Origin of the sequence: Micromonospora sp. NPDC023888 (assembly GCF_040639415.1) — a bacterium.
Classification (GTDB): Bacteria; Actinomycetota; Actinomycetes; order Mycobacteriales; family Micromonosporaceae; genus Micromonospora.
The window spans coordinates 1-2,500 of the sequence record NZ_JBEZZW010000084.1 but is presented as its reverse complement, the minus strand read 5'-3'; the positions used below and the strand labels follow the sequence as shown (position 1 = coordinate 2,500).

The 2,500-nt window shown below is 57.3% G+C and carries 2 rRNA genes (1 of these 2 cut by a window edge); both read left to right on the top strand.

Going from position 1 to position 2,500, the window contains the following annotated elements:
• Nucleotide 1: ribosomal RNA gene (locus AB0F61_RS34050) — 16S ribosomal RNA — on the top strand (its annotated part extends 1,248 nt beyond the left edge of the window); the annotation flags it as partial.
• Nucleotides 2–302: 301 nt separating this feature from the next.
• Nucleotides 303–2,500 (top strand): 23S ribosomal RNA (locus AB0F61_RS34045); the annotation flags it as partial.

Genomic DNA, 2,500 nt, shown 5'->3' with positions numbered 1-2,500 from the left:
TCTAAGGAGCACTTCTCACCAGCTTCGGCTGGTCAGAGGCCAGAACATCGGCGAACGTCCGATGCTGGTTGCTCATGGGTGGAACGTTGATTATTCGGCACGGTTGGGTGAGGTCACTAGTACTGCTTCGGCGTGGAACGTGAATCTGATCGGATCGTGTCGGGCACGCTGTTGGGTATCTGAGGGTGCGAGCGTTGCTCGCCCTTCTGCGATGCCGGCCCCAGTGAACTTGCTGCGTAAGTGGCAGGGTGATGGGTGGCTGGTCGTTGCTTGAGAACTGCACAGTGGACGCGAGCATCTGTGGCCAAGTTTTTAAGGGCGCACGGTGGATGCCTTGGCACCAGGAACCGATGAAGGACGTGGGAGGCCACGATAGTCCCCGGGGAGCCGTCAACCAGGCTTTGATCCGGGGGTTTCCGAATGGGGAAACCCGGCAGTCGTCATGGGCTGTCACCCGCTGCTGAACACATAGGCAGTGTGGAGGGAACGAGGGGAAGTGAAACATCTCAGTACCCTCAGGAAGAGAAAACAACCGTGATTCCGGGAGTAGTGGCGAGCGAAACCGGATGAGGCCAAACCGTATGCGTGTGATACCCGGCAGGGGTTGCGCATGCGGGGTTGTGGGATCTCTTTTTCACAGTCTGCCGGCTGTGAGACGAGTCAGAAACCGTATGAATAGGCGAAGGACATGCGAAAGGTCCGGCGTAGAGGGTAAGACCCCCGTAGCTGAAATTCATGCGGCTCGTTTAAGAGACACCCAAGTAGCACGGGGCCCGAGAAATCCCGTGTGAATCTGGCGGGACCACCCGCTAAGCCTAAATATTCCCTGGTGACCGATAGCGGATAGTACCGTGAGGGAATGGTGAAAAGTACCGCGGGAGCGGAGTGAAATAGTACCTGAAACCGTGTGCCTACAAGCCGTGGGAGCGTCGGATGCGAGCTTGCTTGCATCTCGTGACTGCGTGCCTTTTGAAGAATGAGCCTGCGAGTTTGCGGTGTGTTGCGAGGTTAACCCGTGTGGGGAAGCCGTAGCGAAAGCGAGTCCGAACAGGGCGATTCAGTAGCGCGCTCAAGACCCGAAGCGGAGTGATCTAGCCATGGGCAGGTTGAAGCGGAGGTAAGACTTCGTGGAGGACCGAACCCACCAGGGTTGAAAACCTGGGGGATGACCTGTGGTTAGGGGTGAAAGGCCAATCAAACTCCGTGATAGCTGGTTCTCCCCGAAATGCATTTAGGTGCAGCGTCGTGTGTTTCTTGCCGGAGGTAGAGCACTGGATAGGCGATGGGCCCTACCGGGTTACTGACCTTAGCCAAACTCCGAATGCCGGTAAGTGAGAGCGCGGCAGTGAGACTGTGGGGGATAAGCTCCATGGTCGAGAGGGAAACAGCCCAGAGCATCGACTAAGGCCCCTAAGCGTACGCTAAGTGGGAAAGGATGTGGAGTCGCAGAGACAACCAGGAGGTTGGCTTAGAAGCAGCCACCCTTGAAAGAGTGCGTAATAGCTCACTGGTCAAGTGATTCCGCGCCGACAATGTAGCGGGGCTCAAGCGTACCGCCGAAGTCGTGTCATTGCAGTACATACCCCCAACGGGGACTGTGATGGGTAGGGGAGCGTCGTGTGCCGGGTGAAGCAGCCGCGGAAGCGAGTTGTGGACGGTTCACGAGTGAGAATGCAGGCATGAGTAGCGATACACACGTGAGAAACGTGTGCGCCGATTGACTAAGGGTTCCTGGGTCAAGCTGATCTGCCCAGGGTAAGTCGGGACCTAAGGCGAGGCCGACAGGCGTAGTCGATGGACAACCGGTTGATATTCCGGTACCCGCTTTGAAACGCCCAATATCGAACCAGGCGATGCTAAGTCCGTGAAGCCGCCCCGGAGCCTTCGGGCAAAGGGGAGTGGTGGAGCCGACGGACCAGACCTGTAGTAGGTAAGCGATGGGGTGACGCAGGAAGGTAGTCCAGCCCGGGCGGTGGTTGTCCCGGGGTAAGGGTGTAGGCCGTGTGATAGGCAAATCCGTCACACATTGAGGCTGAGACCTGATGCCGAGCCGATTGTGGTGAAGTGGATGATCCTATGCTGTCGAGAAAAGCCTCTAGCGAGTTTCATGGCGGCCCGTACCCTAAACCGACTCAGGTGGTCAGGTAGAGAATACCGAGGCGTTCGGGTGAACTATGGTTAAGGAACTCGGCAAAATGCCCCCGTAACTTCGGGAGAAGGGGGGCCATCACTGGTGAGAGCACTTGCTGCTCGAGCTGGGGGTGGCCGCAGAGACCAGCGAGAAGCGACTGTTTACTAAAAACACAGGTCCGTGCGAAGCCGTAAGGCGATGTATACGGACTGACGCCTGCCCGGTGCTGGAACGTTAAGGGGACCGGTTAGCTCTGTTTCGACAGGGCGAAGCTGAGAACTTAAGCGCCAGTAAACGGCGGTGGTAACTATAACCATCCTAAGGTAGCGAAATTCCTTGTCGGGTAAGTTCCGACCTGCACGAATGGCG